This window comes from Isoptericola aurantiacus, from assembly GCF_044769875.1.
GTDB lineage: Bacteria > Actinomycetota > Actinomycetes > Actinomycetales > Cellulomonadaceae > Isoptericola > Isoptericola aurantiacus.
In genome coordinates this window covers 1,277,830-1,296,099 of the sequence record NZ_JBJBAE010000001.1, presented here as the reverse complement: position 1 = coordinate 1,296,099, position 18,270 = coordinate 1,277,830, and the positions used below count along the sequence as shown (strand labels likewise).

The window sequence follows — 18,270 nt, the reverse complement described above, 5'->3', positions numbered from 1 at the left end:
GCACTCCCACGCGCGAAGGCATCCTACTCGGAGCCGCGGGTCACAGCGGTTCCGGGTCGGGGTCCGAGAACCAGCGGCGCGGCAGGAACGCCACGAGCACGAAGGGCACGAGTCCGCCGTAGGTCCAGACGTACCCGACGGTCTGGGCGGGCACCAGCACGTCGCCGCCCGGTCCCGTCGCGGCCAGCACCTGGACGGCCACCAACCACCCCGCGCCGCAGGCGAGCAGGGCGCCGACGCCCGACCAGGCGCGGCACAGCGTCGCGGCCGCCGTCGTGAGCAGCAGTGCCAGCACCAGGCCCGAGGGGAGGTCCGCCCACTCGGTCCGGTGCGCGACGGTCCCGATCACGCCGACGGCGACGCCGAGCAGGCAGGCCAGCACGAGGCGCCCGACGACGGCGACCGGGCCGGGCCGCGCGGGCTCGGTCTGGGCGTGGTGGGGAGGGTGGGGGTCGGTCGCGCTCACCGGGCAGAGCCTACCCGTCGCCCTCCCCGCGAGGCCCCTGCGCCCTGGAGCGGACGACCCGGAGGTGAGCGGTGGCGAGCAGCGGCGCGAGCACGCCGTTGCTCAGGGCGTACCGCCCCGCGACGCCGGGCACGTCGAGCGCGGCCGCGTGCTGCACCTGGGTGGCGTGCGCCGCCAGGGCAGCAATCACCTGCCCGAGCACCGGTGCCACCGGGAGCGTGACGACCTCGGCGTCCGCCGGCTCCGCGGCGTCGACGGCGACGGGTGGCAGGGCGGCATCGAGGTCGGGCAGCGTCAGACCGTCGTGGACCCAGGCGGCAGCGTCGGGGTGGTGGCACAGCGCGGCCTGCGCGGCCCGCAGGTCGGCGGCCGGGGCCACCACCTCCCACCGCTCGGGGACGGCCCACGCGGCACCGACGACGGCGGCACCCGGGTCGGCCGCCAGCTCCAACGCCCGGACGGTCACCTGGTACGCCCGCACGTGGTCGGGGTGCCCGTAGCCGCCGCCGGACTCGTAGGTGACGACGACGGCGGGTCGGCGGTCACGCAGGATGCCGGCCAGCCGCCGGGCCGCGTCGTCGAGCGGGACGCGGGCGAACGCCGTCGGGCCGGAGTCCGCCGCGGGCCCGGCGATCCCTGGTGCGACCCAGGCCATGCCGGAGTCCTCGTACCGCTCCCCCGGGCCGCGCGGAGCCGCGTCCGGCGCTGTCGTGGAGGCCTCGGCAGGGTCCCGCCAGGCGTCGAGGAAGAGGTGGTCGGCCACGCCCAGCGCCGACAGCGCGCCGGTGAGCTCGCGCTCCCGGTTGGCCGCGAGCGTGGGCCCGTCACCCTCCAGGTGCGACAGCCCCGTCGGGTGCGACGGCGTGTCGATGACCTCGCCGCGCTCGCCGCGCGTGCAGGTCACCACCGTTGCCGGGCCGCCGGCGGCCGTCCAGGTCGCCAGCAGCGCCCCGGTGGCCAACGTCTCGTCGTCGGGGTGGGCATGGACCGCCAGCAGCCCGCCGCGCCGCCCACCGGGGGGCGGGGGCGGCGCGGCGGCTGCGGAGGTGGTCACCCGACCGGACCGGGGGTCAGCCGCGCTTGGCCCGCGACGCCGCCCGGGCGCGCGACGTGGCGTCCAGGTTCACCTTGCGGATGCGGACCGTCTCGGGCGTGACCTCGACGCACTCGTCCTCGGCGGTGAACTCGAGGGACTCCTCGAGGGTCAGCTTGCGCGGCGGCACCAGGTTCTCGAAGCTGTCGGCGGCGGCGGACCGCATGTTCGTCAGCTTCTTCTCCTTGGTGATGTTGACGTCCATGTCCTCGTTGCGGGAGTTCTCGCCGACGATCATGCCCTCGTAGACCTCCTGGGTGGGGTCCACGAAGAACGAGCCGCGCTCCTGCAGGTTGATCATGGCGAACGGCGTGACGGAACCGGCGCGGTCCGCGACGAGCGACCCGGTCGAGCGGGACTCGATCGGCCCGTGCCACGGCTCGTAGCCCTCGGCGTAGGAGGAGGCGATGCCGGTGCCCCGCGTCTCGGTGAGGAAGCGGGTGCGGAAGCCGATGAGGCCGCGCGCGGGGACGACGAACTCCATGCGGACCCAGCCGGTGCCGTGGTTCGCCATGGTCTCCATGCGGCCCTTGCGCGCCGCCATGAGCTGGGTGACGGCACCGAGGTACTCCTCGGGGACGTCGATCGTCATGCGCTCCATCGGCTCGCAGGTCTTGCCGTCGATCTGCTTGGTGACGACCTGCGGCTTGCCGACGGTGAGCTCGAAGCCCTCCCGGCGCATCTGCTCGACCAGGATGGCCAGGGCCAGCTCACCGCGGCCCTGCACCTCCCAGGCGTCCGGGCGCTCGGTGGGCAGCACCCGCAGCGAGACGTTGCCGATGAGCTCGGCGTCGAGTCGGTCCTTGACCTGGCGGGCGGTGACCTTGTGGCCCTTGCCGCCCTTGCCCGCCAGCGGCGAGGTGTTGATGCCGATGGTCATGGAGATCGCCGGGTCGTCGACGGTGATCCGCGGCAGCGGGCGCGGGTCGTCGGCATCGGTCAGGGTCTCGCCGATCATGATGTCGGCGATGCCCGCCACCGCGACGATGTCACCGGGGCCGGCGGACTCCGCCGGGACGCGCGTCAGCGCCTCGGTGCGCAGGAGCTCGGTGATCTTGACCTGGCTGAGCGTCCCGTCCTGGCGGGCCCAGGCGACCGTCTGCCCCTTGCGCAGCGTGCCGTTGAAGACGCGCAGCAGGGCGAGCCGGCCGAGGAACGGCGAGGCGTCGAGGTTGGTCACGTGCGCCTGCAGCGGCATCGCGTCGTCGTAGGTCGGCGCGGGCGTGGTGCCCAGGATGGTCGAGAACAGCGGCTCGAGGTCCTCGTTCGCGGGCAGCGCGCCGTCGGCGGGCTGCTCGGTCGAGGCCCGGCCCGCCTTCGCGGACGCGTACACGACCGGCACGTCCAGCACGGCGTCGACGTCGAGGTCGGGAACCTCGTCGGACAGGTCGCTGGCGAGGCCCAGGAGCAGGTCGGTGGTCTCGGCGACCACCTCGGTGATCCGCGAGTCGGGGCGGTCCACCTTGTTGACGACGACGATCACCGGCAGCTTGGCGGCGAGCGCCTTGCGCAGCACGAACCGGGTCTGCGGCAGCGGACCCTCGGAGGCGTCCACCAGCAGCACGACGCCGTCCACCATCGACAGGCCGCGCTCGACCTCACCACCGAAGTCGGCGTGGCCGGGGGTGTCGATGACGTTGATGGTGATGCCGTCAGGGGCGCCCGCTGCCGCGGCCGACGGCCCGGCGTAGCGGATCGCGGTGTTCTTGGCGAGGATCGTGATGCCCTTCTCACGCTCCAGGTCGCCGGAGTCCATCACCCGGTCGTCCACGTGCTGGTGCGCGGCGAAGGCGCCGGCCTGCCGGAGCATGGCGTCGACCAGGGTGGTCTTGCCGTGGTCGACGTGAGCGACGATCGCCACGTTGCGCAGGTCGGAGCGCACAGACATCGACGGTTCTCTTTCCGTAGGGAGGGGTGGCACCCGGGAACCCGGGGCCGCTCCATCCTACCCGGAGCGGCGCCACCATCTCCGGCGTGTCCGGGTGCCCCTGGTCACGGTGGACGTCTGACCGGTCAGCTCGGAGAAGTGCTCCGTCACGTGATCGGTGACGTGCTCGGTCACGTGTTCGGTGAGCTCGCGCCGTCGGAGCCTCCGCTCGGCACGGGTGATCTGCTTGTACTCGCCGTCCAACGCCATCCACACGGAGATCGCCGACCCGATCATCACCAGCGAGAACGGCAGCGCCGTGAGGATCGCGGCCGTCTGCAGCGTGGTGAGTCCTCCCGCGTAGAGCAGCGCCGCGGCGACGCCGCCCTCCAGCAGTGCCCAGAACAGCCGGGACCACAGCGGCGGGTTCGGGTCGCCGCCGTTGGCGAGCATGTCCACCACGAACGACCCGGAGTCCGAGGACGTCACGAAGAACACGATGACCAGGACGATCGCGACGACCGCCATCCAGGCGCCGCCGCCGGGCAGGTGCTCGAACAGCTGGAACATGGCGGTGTCCGTGTTGACCGCCCCGGTGGCGTCGAGCATCGAGCCCGGCTCGTTGCGCTCCTGGTGGATCGCCGACCCGCCGAACACGCTGAACCAGACCGTCGTCACGAGCATGGGCACGAGCAGCGTGCCCAGGACGAACTCACGGACCGTCCGGCCGCGGGAGATGCGCGCGATGAAGAGCCCCACGAAGGGCGCCCAGGACATCCACCAGCCCCAGTAGAAGATGGTCCAGCCCGACTCCCACGCGAGCCCGTCCTCGCCCTGGAAGGCCAGGGTGTCGAACGTCAGGAACATGACGTTCTGGAAGTAGTACCCGATGGACTGCACCCACTCGCGCGCCAGGAAGAGCGAGGACCCCATGATCAGGACGGCCAGCACGAGCGCCCCGGCCAGGACCATGTTGCCGTTGGAGAGCCACTTGATGCCCTTCTCCAACCCGGAGGCCACCGAGATCGTGGCCACGGCCGTGATCGCGGCGATGAGGCCCATCTGCAGGGCGAGCGTCGAGTCGACCACCTCGAGGTACTCCAGGCCCGCCGCGACCTGCTGCACCCCGAGCCCGAGCGAGGTCGCGACCCCGAAGACCGTCCCGAAGATCGCCAGCACGTCGATGACGTTGCCCAGCCAGCCCTTGACCCGCTCCTCCCCGAGGAGCGGTTCGAGCGCCCACCGGATGGACGCCGGGCGGCCCTTGCGGTGGATGGCGTAGGCCAGGGCGAGGCCGATCACCACGTAGATGCCCCAGGCGTGGAAGCCCCAGTGCACGTAGGTCTGGCCCATCGCGGCCTGGGCCAGGGCGGGCGCGTCCCCGGTGACACCGGGCTTGGGCGACTCGAAGTGCGACAGCGGCTCGGCCACGCCGTAGTAGACCAGCCCGATCCCCATCCCGGTGGCGAAGAGCATGGCGAACCACACGGGCAGCTTGAAGTCCGGCTCCTCGTCGTCCGGGCCCAGGGTGATCTCGCCGAAGCGGCTGACCCCCATCCAGATCGCGAAGATCATGAAGGCCGCCACGATGACGATGTAGTACCAGCCGAACCCGTTGATCGTCTTGGCCTGGAGGGTGTTCATCACCTCCTCCACCGCGTCGGTGGCGAAGAAGCCGAGCAGGACGAAGAGCAGGATCAGCCCCCCTGCCGGGTAGAAGACGGCGGGCGCGATCGTGGACGGTCTGCGAGCCATGCCGTTCACAGTGGCGTGCTTCGGTCACCTGCGCAAACGCAGGAGGCACCGGCGGGCAGTGAGCCCGCCGGTGCCTCGGGGACCACCGGCGACGAGCGCCGGCGGCGGTCCTCAGACCTGTCCCGCCGCCCCACCGCCGACGAGCTGCGCGCCGGGGATGGCGTCCAGCAGGTCGCGCGTGTACTGCTCGCGCGGGTTGTCGAAGACCTCGTCCGTGGTGGCCTGCTCGACGACCTGACCGGACTGCATCACCACGACGTCGTCGGCGATCTGGCGCACGACCGCCAGGTCGTGGGTGATGAACAGGTAGCTCAGGCCGAGGTCGGTCTGGAGCCGGTCGAGCAGCTCCAGGATCTGGGCCTGGACCAGCACGTCGAGGGCGGAGACCGCCTCGTCGAGGACGACGACCTCGGGCTCGAGCGCGAGGGCCCGGGCGATGGCGATGCGCTGCCGCTGACCGCCGGAGAGCTCGTTCGGGAACCGCCGCATGGCCGACTGCGGCAACGAGACCATGTCGAGCAGGTCGCGTACCCGCTGCTCCCGCTGCTTGGCCGAGCCCACGCCGTGCAGCTTGAGCGGTTCCTCGATCGACCGGAAGATCGAGAACATCGGGTCGAGCGAGCCGTACGGGTTCTGGAAGACCGGCTGGATGCGACGCCGGAAGGCGAACGCCTCCTTGGGGCTCAGCGTGGCGACGTCCACGCCGTCGAACTCCACCGTGCCGGACGTCGGCTCCAGCAGACCCAGCACCATGTTGGCCGCCGTGGACTTGCCCGAGCCGGACTCCCCCACGAGGGCGAGCGTGCGCCCCCGCCTCAGCCGGAAGGACACCTCGTCGACCGCGGTGAAGTCGGTCGAGGCTCCGGGTCGCGCTCCCCGGATCTGGAAGACCTTGGTGAGGTCCTTCGCCACGACGACGTCGGCCGGTCCGGCGGCCGGGTCGGCCGTCTCGCCGTGGTGCGCGTGCAGCTCGGGAGAGTCCTGCCCGGTGACGTGCGCCGTCTGGATGCGCCGCGAGGCGAGCGACGGGGCCGAGGACACCAGCCGCTGGGTGTACGGGTGCCGCGGCCGGGCGAGGATCTCCTGCGCCGGACCGGACTCGACGATGCGTCCCTTGTACATGACCACCAGGTGCTCGGCGCGCTCGGCGGCCAGCCCGAGGTCGTGCGTGATGAACAGCACGGCCGTGCCGAGGTCCCGGGTCATGCCCCCGAGGTGGTCGAGGATCTGCCGCTGCACCGTCACGTCCAGCGCGGACGTCGGCTCGTCGGCGATGAGCAGCTGCGGCCGGGAGGCGAGGCCGATGCCGATGAGGGCGCGCTGGCGCATGCCGCCGGAGAACTCGTGCGGGTACTGGCGGGCGCGCCGCTCGGCGTCGGGCAGGCCGGCCTCGGCGAGGACCTCGGCGACCCGCTGGCGCAGCTCGGCCTTGGACCCCTTGAAGCCGTTGGCCTTGAGCGCCTCGGTCACCTGGGTGCCGATGCGCCACACGGGGTTGAGGTTCGACATCGGGTCCTGCGGGACCATGCCGATCTCGCGACCGCGCAGCGCCTCCTTCTCCTTGCGCGGGGCGCCGACGAGCTCACGGCCGCCGAAGCGGATGGACCCGCCGGTGACGCGCCCGGTGCCGGGCAGGAGGTCCATGATCGCCGCGGCGGTCGTGGACTTGCCGGAGCCGGACTCGCCGACGATCGCGACGCTCTGGCCCGGGTAGACGGTGAGGTTCGCGCCGCGGACGGCCTGGACCTCGCCGGCGGAGGTCGAGAACGCGATCTCGAGGTCGGTGATCTCGAGCAGGGCGGTGTTCGGGTCGACGGCGGGGGGCCCGTCGTCGCCGTCGGTCACGGGGATCTGGGTCGTCATCGCTTGCGAGCCTTCGGGTCGAGGGCGTCGCGCACGACGTCGCCCATCATCATGAAGCCGAGCACGGTCAGCGCCAGGCCTCCTGCCGGGTAGAGGAGAATCTCCGGGTTGGTGCGGATCGCGCCCTGCGCCGCGGAGATGTCACCGCCCCACGAGACCACCGACGGAGGCAGCCCGATGCCCAGGAAGCTCAGGGTGGCCTCGGCCACGATGAACTGTCCCAGCGCCACCGTGGCGTAGACGATGATCGGGGCCGCGGAGTTCGGCAGCACGTGGCGGACCAGGATCTGCCCCCGGCTCATGCCGAGCGACCGGGCCGCCGTGACGAACTCGTTGTTCTTGACCGACATCACGGTGCCGCGCGTGATGCGCGCGATCTGCGTCCAGCCGAAGAGGGCCAGCACGAAGGCGACGAGGAAGCTCGTGCGATTCGTCGTCACCGACATGATGACGATGGCGGCCAGCACCAGCGGGATCGCGAAGAAGATGTCGGTGATCCGGCTCAGGATCGTGTCGAACCACTTGCCGTAGTAGCCCGCGATCGCGCCGATCGTGGTCCCGATGATCACCACCATGGTGGTGGCCAGCACGCCGACCACGACCGAGGCGCGCGCGCCGTAGACCGTGCGGGAGTAGATGTCGCACCCCTGCCGGTCGAACCCGAACGGGTGACCGGCCTGCGGCCCCTCGAGCGCCTTGGTCAGGTCGCACGACCGCGGGTCGATGGACGTGAACAGCCCCGGGAAGATCGCGACGAGGACGACGAGGACGATGACGGCCGCCGAGACCCAGAAGAGCCACCGGGCCCGCATCTCGCGCCACGCGTCGCGCCACAGGCTGGTCGGCGCGTCGTCGGTCCGTACGGCGTCGACGGCACCGAGGCCGCCCTCGTCGAACGTGGCGGTGTAGTGCTCCTGCCCGGGCCGGGCCGTCGTGGACCCCGGTGAGCTCTCGTAGCGGTTCTCAGGCATAACGGATCCTCGGGTCGAGGGCGGCGTAGAGCAGGTCCACCAGCAGGTTCGCCGCGATGTAGACCAGGACGAGCACGGTGGTCATGGACACGACGGTCACGGACTCGCCGCGTTGGATCGCGTCGTAGAGCGTGCCGCCCACACCGTTGATGTTGAAGATGCCCTCGGTGATGATCGCGCCGCTCATCAGGGCGCCGATGTCGGCGCCGAGGAACGTGACCACGGGGATGAGGGAGTTGCGCAGCACGTGGCGGCCGGTCACCTGGGTGCGGTTGAGGCCCCGGGCACGGGCGGTGCGCACGTAGTCGGCGGACATGTTCTCCGCCACGGAGGTCCGCGTCAGCCGTAACACGTAGGCGAACGAGACGGCTGCCAGCACCATCGCGGGCATCAGCAGACTGAAGAAGTCGGGATCTCGTCCGGCGGTGACGGGCAGCCAGCCGAGCTTGACGCCCACGACGATCTGCATCACGAAGCCGACGACGAAGGTCGGCACGGCGATGAAGACGAGGCTGACGACCAGGGCGGACGCGTCGAAGATCCCGCCCTTGCGCATCCCGGCGATCAGGCCGAACCCGATGCCGAAGATCGCCTCGATGGCCAGCGCCATCAGGGCGAGCTGGATGGTGACGGGGAACGCGCCGGCGATCACGTCGGTGATCTCGCGCCCCCGGAAGTCGACGCCGAAGTCCAGGGTCACCACACCGCGCAGGAAGAGCAGGTACTGGACGATGAACGGCTTGTCCAGGTTGTACTCGGCCCGGATCTGGTCCTGGACGGCGTCGGGCAGACCGCGCTCACCACCGAGCGCGGCCACCGGGTCGCCGGGTCGTAGGAAGACCATGGCGTAGAGCAGGAGGGTGGCCCCGAGGAACACAGGGATCACCTGCAGGAGCCTGCGTCCGAGATACCAGAGCATGCGAATTAGTCTCCTCGTGTGCCCGGAGGGTCACCCCAGGCTACGGGTCTCGTCTCGCCGCGGCCCGAGGAGGCCGCGGACAGCGGTGGGGCGGGGGTGCCGTGGTGGACACCCCCGCCCCCTCGCGACGAGCGGTCGACGTCAGACCGTACCGGACCGACCCGACCGCTCGGAAACCGGAGACGGCCGCGGCACCCGGCAGACCCGGGGCCGCGACCGTCTCACGGGTTCGTCACTCCTTGGTGATCTGGTACAGGATCGGGTCGCTGTCCCAGCCGAACTGGACGTTCTCGACGGTCTCGGCGTAGCCGCCGGTCGCGTTCTGGTACCACAGCGGGATACCCGGGACGTCGGCGAACAGGATCTCCTGCGCCTCCTTGTACAGGGTGGTCGCCGTCTCGGTGTCCGAGGCCGCAGCGGCCTCGGCGAGCTTGGCGTCGAACTCCTCGGACGAGTAGTTCATGTCGTTCGAGCCGGCACCCGTGCCGTAGATCGGACCGAGGAAGTTGCTCATCGACGGCCAGTCGGCCTGCCACCCACCGCGGAAGATGCCCTCGACGGACTCGTCGTCACGCGCGTTGAGGAACTCGTCGAAGGTGGTGTACGGCGCGAACTCGCACCCGATCTCCAGGTCGGCGCGGATGGTGTTGCACACCGCGTCGATCCAGTCCTGGTGGTCGGAGTCGGCGTTCGAGGCGATCTGCAGCGTGTAGTCGCCGATCGGGTCCATGGACTCGGCCTCGTCCCACATCTCCTTGGCGCCCTCGGGGTCGTACTCGAGGATCTCGGAGCCCGGGATGTCCTCGGAGTACCCGTCGATGACGGGCGAGGTGAAGTCGTGCGCGGGGGTGCGCGAGCCGCTGTAGAGCGTCTCGGTGATCGTGTCACGGTCGATCGCCATCGAGATGGCCTTGCGCCGCATGACACCGGCGTCGCCCTGGAACTCGGGCAGCCACTCGGGGACGTTGACGACCTGGATGACGGCCGCGGGCTGGTTGACGGCCCGGTCGCCGAGCTCGTCCTCGAAGACGCCGAAGGCGGACGTCGGCACGTTCGGCAGGACGTCGAGCGCCCCGTCGAGCATGTCGTTGTACGCCGTGTCCTCCTCGGTGTAGGCGACCATCTCGAGGCCACCGTTCGCCGGGGCCCGGGGACCCTCGTAGCCCTCGCGGGGAACCATCGAGATCAGGCTGTCGTGCTCCCACGACTCGATCTCGTAGGGGCCGTTGCCGATCGGGGTCTCGGCGAACGAGTCGGGGTCGTCGAAGAACGCCTGGGGCATCGGGAAGAACGCGGAGTAGCCCAGCCAGAGCGGGAAGTCCGAGGACGGCACGTTCAGCTCGGCCGTGAAGGTGAGGTCGTCGACGACCTCGAGGGCCAGCTCGGACGACTTCTCGGTGTCGTAGCCCTTGAACCCGTTGAAGAAGTACTGGGCGTTCTGGCCGTTCTCGATGTCGGCGACGTAGTTCCAGGCGTCCACGAAGCTCTGGGCCGTGACGTCGGTGCCGTCGGAGAAGGTCCAGCCGTCCTGGATCGTGATGGTCCAGGTCTGGTTGTCGTCGGACTCGATGGACTCGGCGACCTCGTTCTCGATCGCGCCGTCCGCGTCGTAGTAGACGAGGCCGGAGTAGATGTTCTTGACCACCAGGCCGCCGTAGACCTCGTTGGTCATGCCGGGGGTCAGCGGGTTCTGCGGCTCGCCGCTGCTGACGGAGACGATGCCGCTGCTGGCGCCGTCGCCGGTCGCGGTCGACTCGCCCTCGTCGGAGCTGCCGGAGTCTCCGCAGGCAGTGAGCAGCAGGGCGGAAGCGAGGGTGAAGGCTCCGATGCCTGCCAGACGTCGTCGAGGTGTCACGTGTCCTCCTGGTTTGGGTGTGCTCGCCGCCGGGGTGATGTCCGAGGGCGTTCTGTCGCGGGGGCGGATGCACCCCTGCAGCACGTTGCCGAAGGAGGTTACCGCTCGACGGTGGCCTGGATCACCAGTTCGCCGCCCCTGGGCACGATCGTGACCCGATTGGAACACCCTCGACATCTGAACGTCGCGTGAAAGCGCTTTTCGCCCGAAATGCCCCGGAGAGGCATGGTCACGACGGCGGCCCGAGCGCGCCGTCGTGCAGGTCCAGCACGCGGTCCGCGCGGGCCACGAGCGCCGGGTCGTGGGTCGTCACGACGGCGGCGACACCCTCGGTGCGCACCAGCCCGGCGATCAGGTCCATCACGCGGCGGCCCGTGGCCGAGTCGAGCTGCCCCGTGGGCTCGTCGGCGAGCAGCACCCGCGGCGCGGCCACGAGCGCCCGCGCGATCCCCACCCGCTGCTGCTGCCCGCCGGAGAGCTCGTAGGGCCGCTGGTCGGCGTGGTCGGCCAGCCCGACCCGCTCCAGGACGTCGGCCACCCGCGCCGTCCGCTGCGCCGTCGGCACCCGCCGCAGGCGCAGCGGGACCTCCACGTTCTCCGCGGCCGAGAGCACCGGCACCAGGCCGAACGACTGGAAGACGTAGCCGATCTCGTCGCGCCGGGCCGCGAGCAGCTCGTCGTCACCCGCCGCCGTCAGCTCGCGCTCGCCCAGCCACACCCGGCCCGACGTCGGCGCGTCCAGACCGCCGAGCACGTGCAGCAACGTCGTCTTGCCCGACCCGGACGGTCCGCGGACCACCACCAGCTCACCCGGCGCGACCGCCAGCGAGACCCCGCGCAGCGCGTGCACCTGCCCCGCCCCGCGGCCGAAGGTGCGCCGCAGGTCCTCGGCGCGCAACGCCGTCGCGCCCTGTCCGGCGTCCGCCACCGCTCCCGTGCTGCTGCCCGGCGTCGTGGTCATCAGCCCTCCTCCTCGTGCTCGGTGTCGGGCCGGACCTGCACGTGGTCGGGCTGCAGCGTGAGCCGCACCCGGTCGCGCAGGTCGAGCGCCTCGACGACGTCGTGCGGCAGCTGCAACCGCCCCACCCGGTCGAGCACCGCGAACTCCTCGGCCACGTGCCGCTCGGTGCCGTCGGCGTCCGTGGCGCGGCGGCGCAGCACCTCGGTGGAGGTCCGGCCGTCACGGATCTGCACCGTCCGGGCCACGTGCTCGGAGACCGTCGGGTCGTGCGTGACGATGAGCGTGGTCACGCCGGTGGCGGCGTTCACCGCGCGCAGGGCCTCGAGCACGTCGACGCTCGCGGCCTCGTCGAGCTCCCCGGTGGGCTCGTCGGCCAGCAGCACCCGGGGGGCGTTGGCCACCGCCACCGCGATCGCGACCCGCTGCTGCTGCCCGCCCGACATCTCGGCCGGGAACCGGTCGGCGAGCCCGGCGACGCCCAGCAGGTCGAGCAGCTCCCGCGTCCGCCCCTCGCGGCCGTCACGCCGACCGCCGGCCAGGTCCAGGACGAGGCGCACGTTCTGGGCCGCCGTGAGGTAGGGCAGCAGGTTGCGGGAGGTCTGCTGCCAGACGAACCCGACGGCGTGGCGCTGGTAGGCCACGCGCTCGCGCCGCGTCATCGTCGCCAGGTCGGACCCCGCGACCACGGCCGACCCACCGGTGGGTGTGTCCAGACCCGACAGGATGCCGAGCAGCGTGGACTTGCCCGAGCCGGAGGCCCCGACCACGGCCACCAGGTCACCCCGCTCGACGACCAGGTCGAGGCCCTGCAACGCCTGGACCTCCACCCCGTCGGTCGCGAAGATGCGCACCAGCCCGCGGCACAGGATCTCGCTCATCTCGTCTCCCATCGGTCAGTCCGTCCCCAGGTCCCGCAGGCTCACGTCCCGCGTGCCCCAGCCCCGCACGCCCCGGCCCCGAGCGACCGGCCCGCGGCGGCGCCCGAGACCGCCGACCACCCCCGCGCAGGCCGCCACCAGGCCGACGAGCCCCGTCGCGAGCGCGGCGAGCCACCACGGGTCGGCCACGAGCTGCGGCGCGGCGTGCCCACCGGTGAGCGGGGTCAGGTCGACCGCCGCGAGCACCAGCGCCGGCACCAGCCATCCCAGCACGGCGCCGGCCACCAGCGCGGCGGCGACCCACGGCCCGGTCTCCCACGCCACGATGCCCCGCTCCGCACCCCGCGGCAGGCCCAGGGTGCGCAGCACCGCGAGCAGCCGCGCCCGGGCCGGCGCGGCGAGCACCAGGGCCAGCACCACCACCGCGACGCAGAGCAGTCCCGACAGGACCACGGCCACGGCGAACGCCGTCGCCAGCCCCGAGGTCGCCGGCGAGGCGAGCAGCTCGCGCCGGGAGGCCACGGGGTCGTCGACGACGGCGGTGGGAGCGAGCGCGCCGATCTCGACCTCCACCCGGGTGCGGTCGGCGTCCGTCGCGCCGTCGTCCAGGCCCAGCAGCGCGAGCCGCGAGGTACCCGGATCCATCCCGGCGATCTCGGCCGCCCGGCCGGCGTCGACCAGCAGCGCGGCGGACGACGGCGGCAGGCCCGGCAGGGCGTCGACGTGGTCGACGACGCGGACCTCGACCGTGGCGCCGCCCGCGCCCGCCAGGACCGTCCCCTCCCCGACGTCGCCGGTGGCCACGGCCGGCAGCACGGCACCCGGTGCGGTGAGCGCGTCCAGTCCCGACGGCGCACCGGGCGCACCGTCCTGCAGGCGGGCGAGCGCGTCGCCGTCGGTGGTGTAGACGGTCACGGGGACCCCGCCGGCGGCGGTACCCAGGAGGTAGCGACCCGAGTCCGCGACGGCGGCCACGGCGTCGACGCCGTCGACGGCCGACAGCGCGTCGACCGTCCCGGCGTCCACGACCGGCCCCGCCACCCGTACGTCCGCGCCGACGGCGGTCCACGCCTCCTGCGCGATGGCGGTCCGCACCGTGGCGGCGAGGACCGTCGAGGACGCGGCGACCCCGACCGCCAGGACCAGCGCCACCGCGGGCAGCGCCCCGACGGCCGGGTCCCGGCGCACCCGCGCGGCCCCGAGGAACGGCACCAGGTCGCGCCGGGCCGCCAGCACCCGCTCCGCCCCACGGACCGCGGGCGGGACCAGCCGCAGCGTGAGCAGCGCGACGGCCAGGCCGACGAGCAGCGGGGCGAGGACGACCAGCGGGTCCGGTCCGGCACCGGGATCCACCGTCCGGTCGGTGAGCACACCCCGGTCCACCGCCGACCAGGCGGTCCCGACGGCGGCCAGGACGACCGCCCCCTCGAGCAGGAGCCGGGCACGGCGACGCCGGACCGGCGCGCCGTCGAGGTCCGCGCGGCGGGCGCGCACCCCGCGCGGGGACGCCACCGCCGCCAGGGCTGCGGCGGGTGCGAGCCCGCAGACCGCGGCCAGGACCGCTCCCCCGGCCCCGACCGGTCCGGGCACCACCAGGAGCCCCAGGCCCAGCCCCGCGAGGGCGGCGGGCAGACCGACGACCAGCCCCTCGAGACCGACCACGCCCCGGGTCCACCACGACGACGCACCCCGGGCCCGCACGAGGGCCAGCGCGGCCCGGCGGCGGTCCACGACCAGCCGGGCCGCCGACGTCAGGACCACGGCCAGCGCCCCGAGCGGGCCGACGGCGAGCACGGCGACGATCGCGTCCACGCCCTGGCGGCGCCCGAGGGCGTCGGTGAGCACGTCGATCATCCCCGAGGCCGGCTCCAGCACCGCCGGGTCGCCCTCGACGACGACGGACGTCGTGGCCGTGAGCCCCCGGAGCTGGGCGAGCAGCGTGGGCGCGTCCTGCGCGCTCACCCCCGTGGCGTCGACGGGGAACCAGGTCCGCACCGACGGCGCGTCCTCCCAGGCGCCGAGCGTGCCGGGGTCGGCGAACACGGCCGCCGTGACGATCTTGCCGACGTTCGGGTCCACCAGGATCTCCGGGGACACGGCCAGCGGACCGTGCGCCCAGTAGTCGGCGGCGGCGTCGCGCGGCTCCCAGACGCCCACCAGCTCCAGGGGCGGCAGCAGCGGGTCGCGCGTGGCGTGCACCGCACCGACCGACCAGCCGAGCTCGTCGGCGGCCTCCGACGACATCGCGACCTCGGCGGGGACGGGCTCGACGTCCACCACGCCGTCGGCGCCGGGCAGCAGCGTGCTCAGGTCGGCGGGTACGGGCGTCGGCCGGGGCCAACGGCCGGCCACCAGGTCGATCTGGTCGCGCGCCGTGGGGCCGGCTCGCAGCACCACGCGCGGCCTGGCCACGTCGTTGCCGGCCACCCGGTCGACGTCGACGCGGCTGCCGGAGACGAGCAGGTCCGGCGCGCCCAGCACGTCGGACAGCGGCGGCGGCTGCGCGGCCGCCAGGGCGCCCAGCGCGTCCAGGTACCCGTCGAGGTCCGGCTGCGGCGGGTCCACCGCGGCGTCCGACGCCGCACCCCCGCTCCCCGGAGGCGTGCCGTCGTCGGACCCGTACCCCGGGAAGACCGTGCCCGTCGCCACGACGTCCCTGCTGATCGCCGACGTCTGCCCCGTGGCGTACGCGAGCTGGTCGGCGTGCACCGTCGCGACCGCCCGCGGCACCGCGGACGACACGGCAGCGGCACCCAGGGTGATCGTCGCGAGCACCAGCGTCGCGCCGACAGACGTCCGCAGGTGCCGGCGCACCAGGAGCAGCATGCTCATCGCGTCTCCGGACGGTAGTCGGTGTCCCGGGCCTGATCGGCCACCCGGGCGGCCACGAGCCCCGCCGTGACGATCACGGCCAGGGCCGCCACCGCCACCGGGAACGCCGCGACGGGCAGGTCCAGCACCAGGTCCGGCACCACCGTGCCGTCGACGACGCCCCGGACCAGGCCCGGCACCGTCACGGCCGCCACCGCCCACCCGGCGATCACACCCCCCGCCAGCCCGGCGGCACCCACCGCACCGAGCTCGAGCGCCCGTCCGGCGCCCTGCGCCCGGGCGCCGAGACCGACCGAGCGCAGCACCACCACCTCGGCCCGTCGGCCGCCCATCCCGGACACCGCGACGGCGGCCAGGCCCACCAGGGCGAGCGCCGTCGCGCCGACCGCCGCGAGCAGGAACGCGAACCGCACCGGGGACCCGGCGTCGGACCCTGCCGCGTCCTGCACGGTGCGCACCTCGACGGCAGCCGGGTCGGGCGCCTGCGCACGCACCGCCGTCGCCACGGCGTCGGCCAGCCGCGCCACGGCGACCGGGTCGTCCGGTGCGTCGGAGGCCACCCACACCTCCGCCGGTCGCGGCAGGTCCTCGGTGGTGCGCAGCAGCGCCGCGTCCAGCGCGCCCAGGTCGACGAGGACGGCGTCGGCCGCCGGCTGTCCCGGCACCTGCTCCGCCGTACCGGCCACCTCGACGACGACGCTGGCCCCGGACAGCGTGAGCTCCAGGGTGTCCCCGGTCGTCGCGTCCCACCGTTCGGCGGCGGACCGTGTGAGGACCCCCGCGACCGGCGGACCCGCCGCACCCGCAGCGGCCCGGGCTCCCGACCCCGCCGCGGACCCGGCGACCAGCCGCGCGGAGGCCCGGCCGGTGTCGAGGAGCACGTCGAGGCCGAGCACGGCACCACCCTCGGCACCCGCTGCGGCCGCCGGACCGGCCGGCTCCCACCCGACGGAGGTGACGTCGACGGGCACCGCGCCGCCGGCCGTCGTCGCGACCACGTCCTGCACGGCGAGCGTGAGCTCCATCGGGGACTCCACCCCCTCGAGCCCGACGTCGAGACCCACGAGGCGCAGTCCCGGCACTCCCGACGGCAGGTCCACCGTCAGGCGGTCGTCACCGGGGTCGCCGTCGAGCTCGACCGTCCCGGCGTCCAGGACCGTCAGCGTGCCGTCCTGCGCCGCCAGCCACACCGTGACCGCCGCGACGACCGCCCCCGGGTCCCGACCGTCCGGGAGCGGTCCGGCGGCCGGCCGTGCGGCTCCCGTGACGTCCAGCGCGAGCGACGTGGCGCCGTCGGGCAGGGCTGGAGCCGCACCGAACGGGTCGGGGTCCCCCAGCGGCGCCACGAGCGACGCGGCGTCGTCCGCCCGCACGACCTGCGGTGCGCTCGCGACGGGAAGGGCCGTCAGGCCCAGCGGCGCCCCCTGCACGGTGGCCTCGGCCACCAGGGCCGGTGCCGCCGCGTCGGCTCCGTCCAGGCCGGCCAACCCGGCCGCCCGCGGTGGCGGCCGCTGCGCGGACAGGCTGCCCGACGCCGGGAGCAGCGCGCGCACGTCGGTACCGACGCGCTGCCCGGCCAGGTCCGCCCTGGCCTGCGCCGCCGTCCCGGCAAAGGTGCCCGCCAGGACGGCCGACCCGCTCGCCAGGACCAGCAGGAGCAGCGGCACGACGACGACACGCAGTCCGCGGGCGACCTGCCGCGCCGCCAGCACCGGCGTCGCCCCGGGTGCCCGGCCCGCCAGCGCGGCCCACCCGCGGGCGAGCGGTCCCAGCAACGCGACGGCGAGCAGGCCGAGCGCCGCGAGCGCCAGCGCGGGACCCGCCGCGGCGAGCGGGTCTGCCGCGACGCCGTCGGCCGACCGGACGAGCGGGGACCCGAGGTCGTACCACCGCAGCATCCCTGCCGCGGCCAGCGCGACCACGGTCGTCACGGTGCCCAGGGCAGCGGCCTGCCGCAGGCGTCCCGACCGGTCGCTCGCCTGCCGGTCCGCCACGGAACGCGCCTGCACGACCGCCACGGCGGTCAGCACCACGACGGCTGCCGCGACCGTCCCCACGCCCGCCGCCAGCAGCGGCGACGGCGGCGTCTCCCAGACCGCCGGCACGGCGGCCACGGCCGCGGTCCCGGCCGCTGCGGCGAGCACGGCCACCGCCACGGCCTCGGTCAGCGCCGGCACCGTCAGGTGACGCACGGAGGCACCCCGGGCCACGAGGATCTCGACCTCGCCCTGCCGTGCCCCGGCCAGCAGACGCGCCACCTGCACGAGCGCGACCAGCGCGACCAGGATCAGGAGCGCCAGCGGGACGGCGCCGGCGGCCCGGGCGGCGGACTGCGCCGTGTGCTCGACGGCGGCCCGTTCGGCCAGGTCCCCCTCGACCGTGACCCCCCGGCTCACGGCGACGTCGTCCTCGCGCAGCGCCTGGCGCAACGCGGCGCTGCCGGCCGCGAGCGGACCGAGGTCCGCCGGCGTCACGACGTCGAGCTGCGGCGTGACCGTCCACACGACGAACGGCGTGTCGGCGCCGTCGGGTTCCTGCGTCCGCACCACGTCGATCGGAGCGCCGTCGAACAGGTCGTCGGCCACCGCGCGGGCCCGCGCGTCCTGGGCGTCGGGATCCTCCGCCAGGCGGGTGGTGACCGTCAGGCTCGCCGGCGCCGGCTCCGCGAGGGCACGGCGAGCGGCGTCGGTCGTCGCGGCGGCGACCCCCGCGAGCATCAGCGTGCTCGTGGCCGCCGTGGCGGCCACGAGCAGGGCGACCAGGGTCAGCAGACCGCGCCGGGCCCAGGCCCGGCGCAGCGCGATGCCCAC

At 73.8% G+C, this 18,270-nt stretch carries 12 protein-coding genes; all 12 read right to left on the bottom strand.

Going from position 1 to position 18,270, the window contains the following annotated elements:
• Positions 1 to 40: 40 nt before the first annotated feature.
• The gene (locus ACIQLL_RS05805; RefSeq protein ID WP_402464255.1) at positions 41 to 466 is read right to left on the bottom strand and encodes a DUF6113 family protein; all 426 of its coding nucleotides are present in this window, start codon (positions 464 to 466) and stop codon (positions 41 to 43) included.
• Between the two features lie 10 nt (positions 467 to 476).
• On the bottom strand, positions 477 to 1,520 hold the full coding sequence (locus ACIQLL_RS05800) for a PIG-L family deacetylase (RefSeq protein ID WP_402464253.1): 1,044 nt from the start codon (positions 1,518 to 1,520) through the stop codon (positions 477 to 479).
• 16 nt (positions 1,521 to 1,536) lie between these two features.
• On the bottom strand, positions 1,537 to 3,447 hold the full coding sequence (gene typA, locus ACIQLL_RS05795; protein WP_402464251.1) for a translational GTPase TypA: 1,911 nt from the start codon (positions 3,445 to 3,447) through the stop codon (positions 1,537 to 1,539).
• A 57-nt stretch (positions 3,448 to 3,504) separates the two neighbouring features.
• A complete protein-coding gene (locus tag ACIQLL_RS05790; RefSeq protein ID WP_402464249.1) occupies positions 3,505 to 5,181 on the bottom strand; it encodes a BCCT family transporter in 1,677 nt (558 codons plus the stop codon).
• Between the two features lie 111 nt (positions 5,182 to 5,292).
• Positions 5,293 to 7,044 carry a dipeptide ABC transporter ATP-binding protein gene (locus tag ACIQLL_RS05785; protein ID WP_402464247.1) on the bottom strand — a complete coding sequence of 584 codons (1,752 nt, stop codon included), beginning with the start codon at positions 7,042 to 7,044 and terminating at the stop codon, positions 5,293 to 5,295.
• Positions 7,041 to 8,015, bottom strand: coding sequence for an ABC transporter permease (locus ACIQLL_RS05780; RefSeq protein WP_402464245.1), 975 nt, complete (start codon positions 8,013 to 8,015; stop codon positions 7,041 to 7,043). Before ACIQLL_RS05780 ends, ACIQLL_RS05785 begins: the two co-directional genes overlap by 4 nt.
• Positions 8,008 to 8,934 (bottom strand): ABC transporter permease, encoded by a 927-nt coding sequence (locus ACIQLL_RS05775; RefSeq protein ID WP_402464243.1) that lies wholly within the window; start codon positions 8,932 to 8,934, stop codon positions 8,008 to 8,010. The genes ACIQLL_RS05780 and ACIQLL_RS05775 overlap by 8 nt, the downstream gene beginning before the upstream one ends.
• Before the next feature lie 232 nt (positions 8,935 to 9,166).
• A complete protein-coding gene (locus tag ACIQLL_RS05770; protein ID WP_402464241.1) occupies positions 9,167 to 10,789 on the bottom strand; it encodes a peptide ABC transporter substrate-binding protein in 1,623 nt (540 codons plus the stop codon).
• Positions 10,790 to 11,018: 229 nt separating this feature from the next.
• A complete protein-coding gene (locus ACIQLL_RS05765; protein ID WP_402464239.1) occupies positions 11,019 to 11,750 on the bottom strand; it encodes an ABC transporter ATP-binding protein in 732 nt (243 codons plus the stop codon).
• Positions 11,750 to 12,628, bottom strand: coding sequence for an ABC transporter ATP-binding protein (locus tag ACIQLL_RS05760; protein ID WP_402464237.1), 879 nt, complete (start codon positions 12,626 to 12,628; stop codon positions 11,750 to 11,752). The genes ACIQLL_RS05765 and ACIQLL_RS05760 overlap by 1 nt, the downstream gene beginning before the upstream one ends.
• A 15-nt stretch (positions 12,629 to 12,643) precedes the next feature.
• A complete protein-coding gene (locus tag ACIQLL_RS05755; RefSeq protein ID WP_402464235.1) occupies positions 12,644 to 15,460 on the bottom strand; it encodes an FtsX-like permease family protein in 2,817 nt (938 codons plus the stop codon).
• On the bottom strand, positions 15,457 to 18,270 hold the full coding sequence (locus ACIQLL_RS05750; protein WP_402464233.1) for an ABC transporter permease family protein: 2,814 nt from the start codon (positions 18,268 to 18,270) through the stop codon (positions 15,457 to 15,459). The genes ACIQLL_RS05755 and ACIQLL_RS05750 overlap by 4 nt, the downstream gene beginning before the upstream one ends.

What these genes read in the sequence shown, in the direction of transcription:
- typA (WP_402464251.1), bottom strand. Translation starts at nt 3,447, where the DNA reads ATGTCTGTGCGCTCCGACCTGCGCAACGTGGCGATCGTCGCTCACGTC.
- ACIQLL_RS05790 (WP_402464249.1), bottom strand. Translation starts at nt 5,181, where the DNA reads ATGGCTCGCAGACCGTCCACGATCGCGCCCGCCGTCTTCTACCCGGCA.
- ACIQLL_RS05785 (WP_402464247.1), bottom strand. Translation starts at nt 7,044, where the DNA reads ATGACGACCCAGATCCCCGTGACCGACGGCGACGACGGGCCCCCCGCC.
- ACIQLL_RS05780 (WP_402464245.1), bottom strand. Translation starts at nt 8,015, where the DNA reads ATGCCTGAGAACCGCTACGAGAGCTCACCGGGGTCCACGACGGCCCGG.
- ACIQLL_RS05775 (WP_402464243.1), bottom strand. Translation starts at nt 8,934, where the DNA reads ATGCTCTGGTATCTCGGACGCAGGCTCCTGCAGGTGATCCCTGTGTTC.
- ACIQLL_RS05765 (WP_402464239.1), bottom strand. Translation starts at nt 11,750, where the DNA reads ATGACCACGACGCCGGGCAGCAGCACGGGAGCGGTGGCGGACGCCGGA.
- ACIQLL_RS05760 (WP_402464237.1), bottom strand. Translation starts at nt 12,628, where the DNA reads ATGAGCGAGATCCTGTGCCGCGGGCTGGTGCGCATCTTCGCGACCGAC.
- ACIQLL_RS05755 (WP_402464235.1), bottom strand. Translation starts at nt 15,460, where the DNA reads ATGAGCATGCTGCTCCTGGTGCGCCGGCACCTGCGGACGTCTGTCGGC.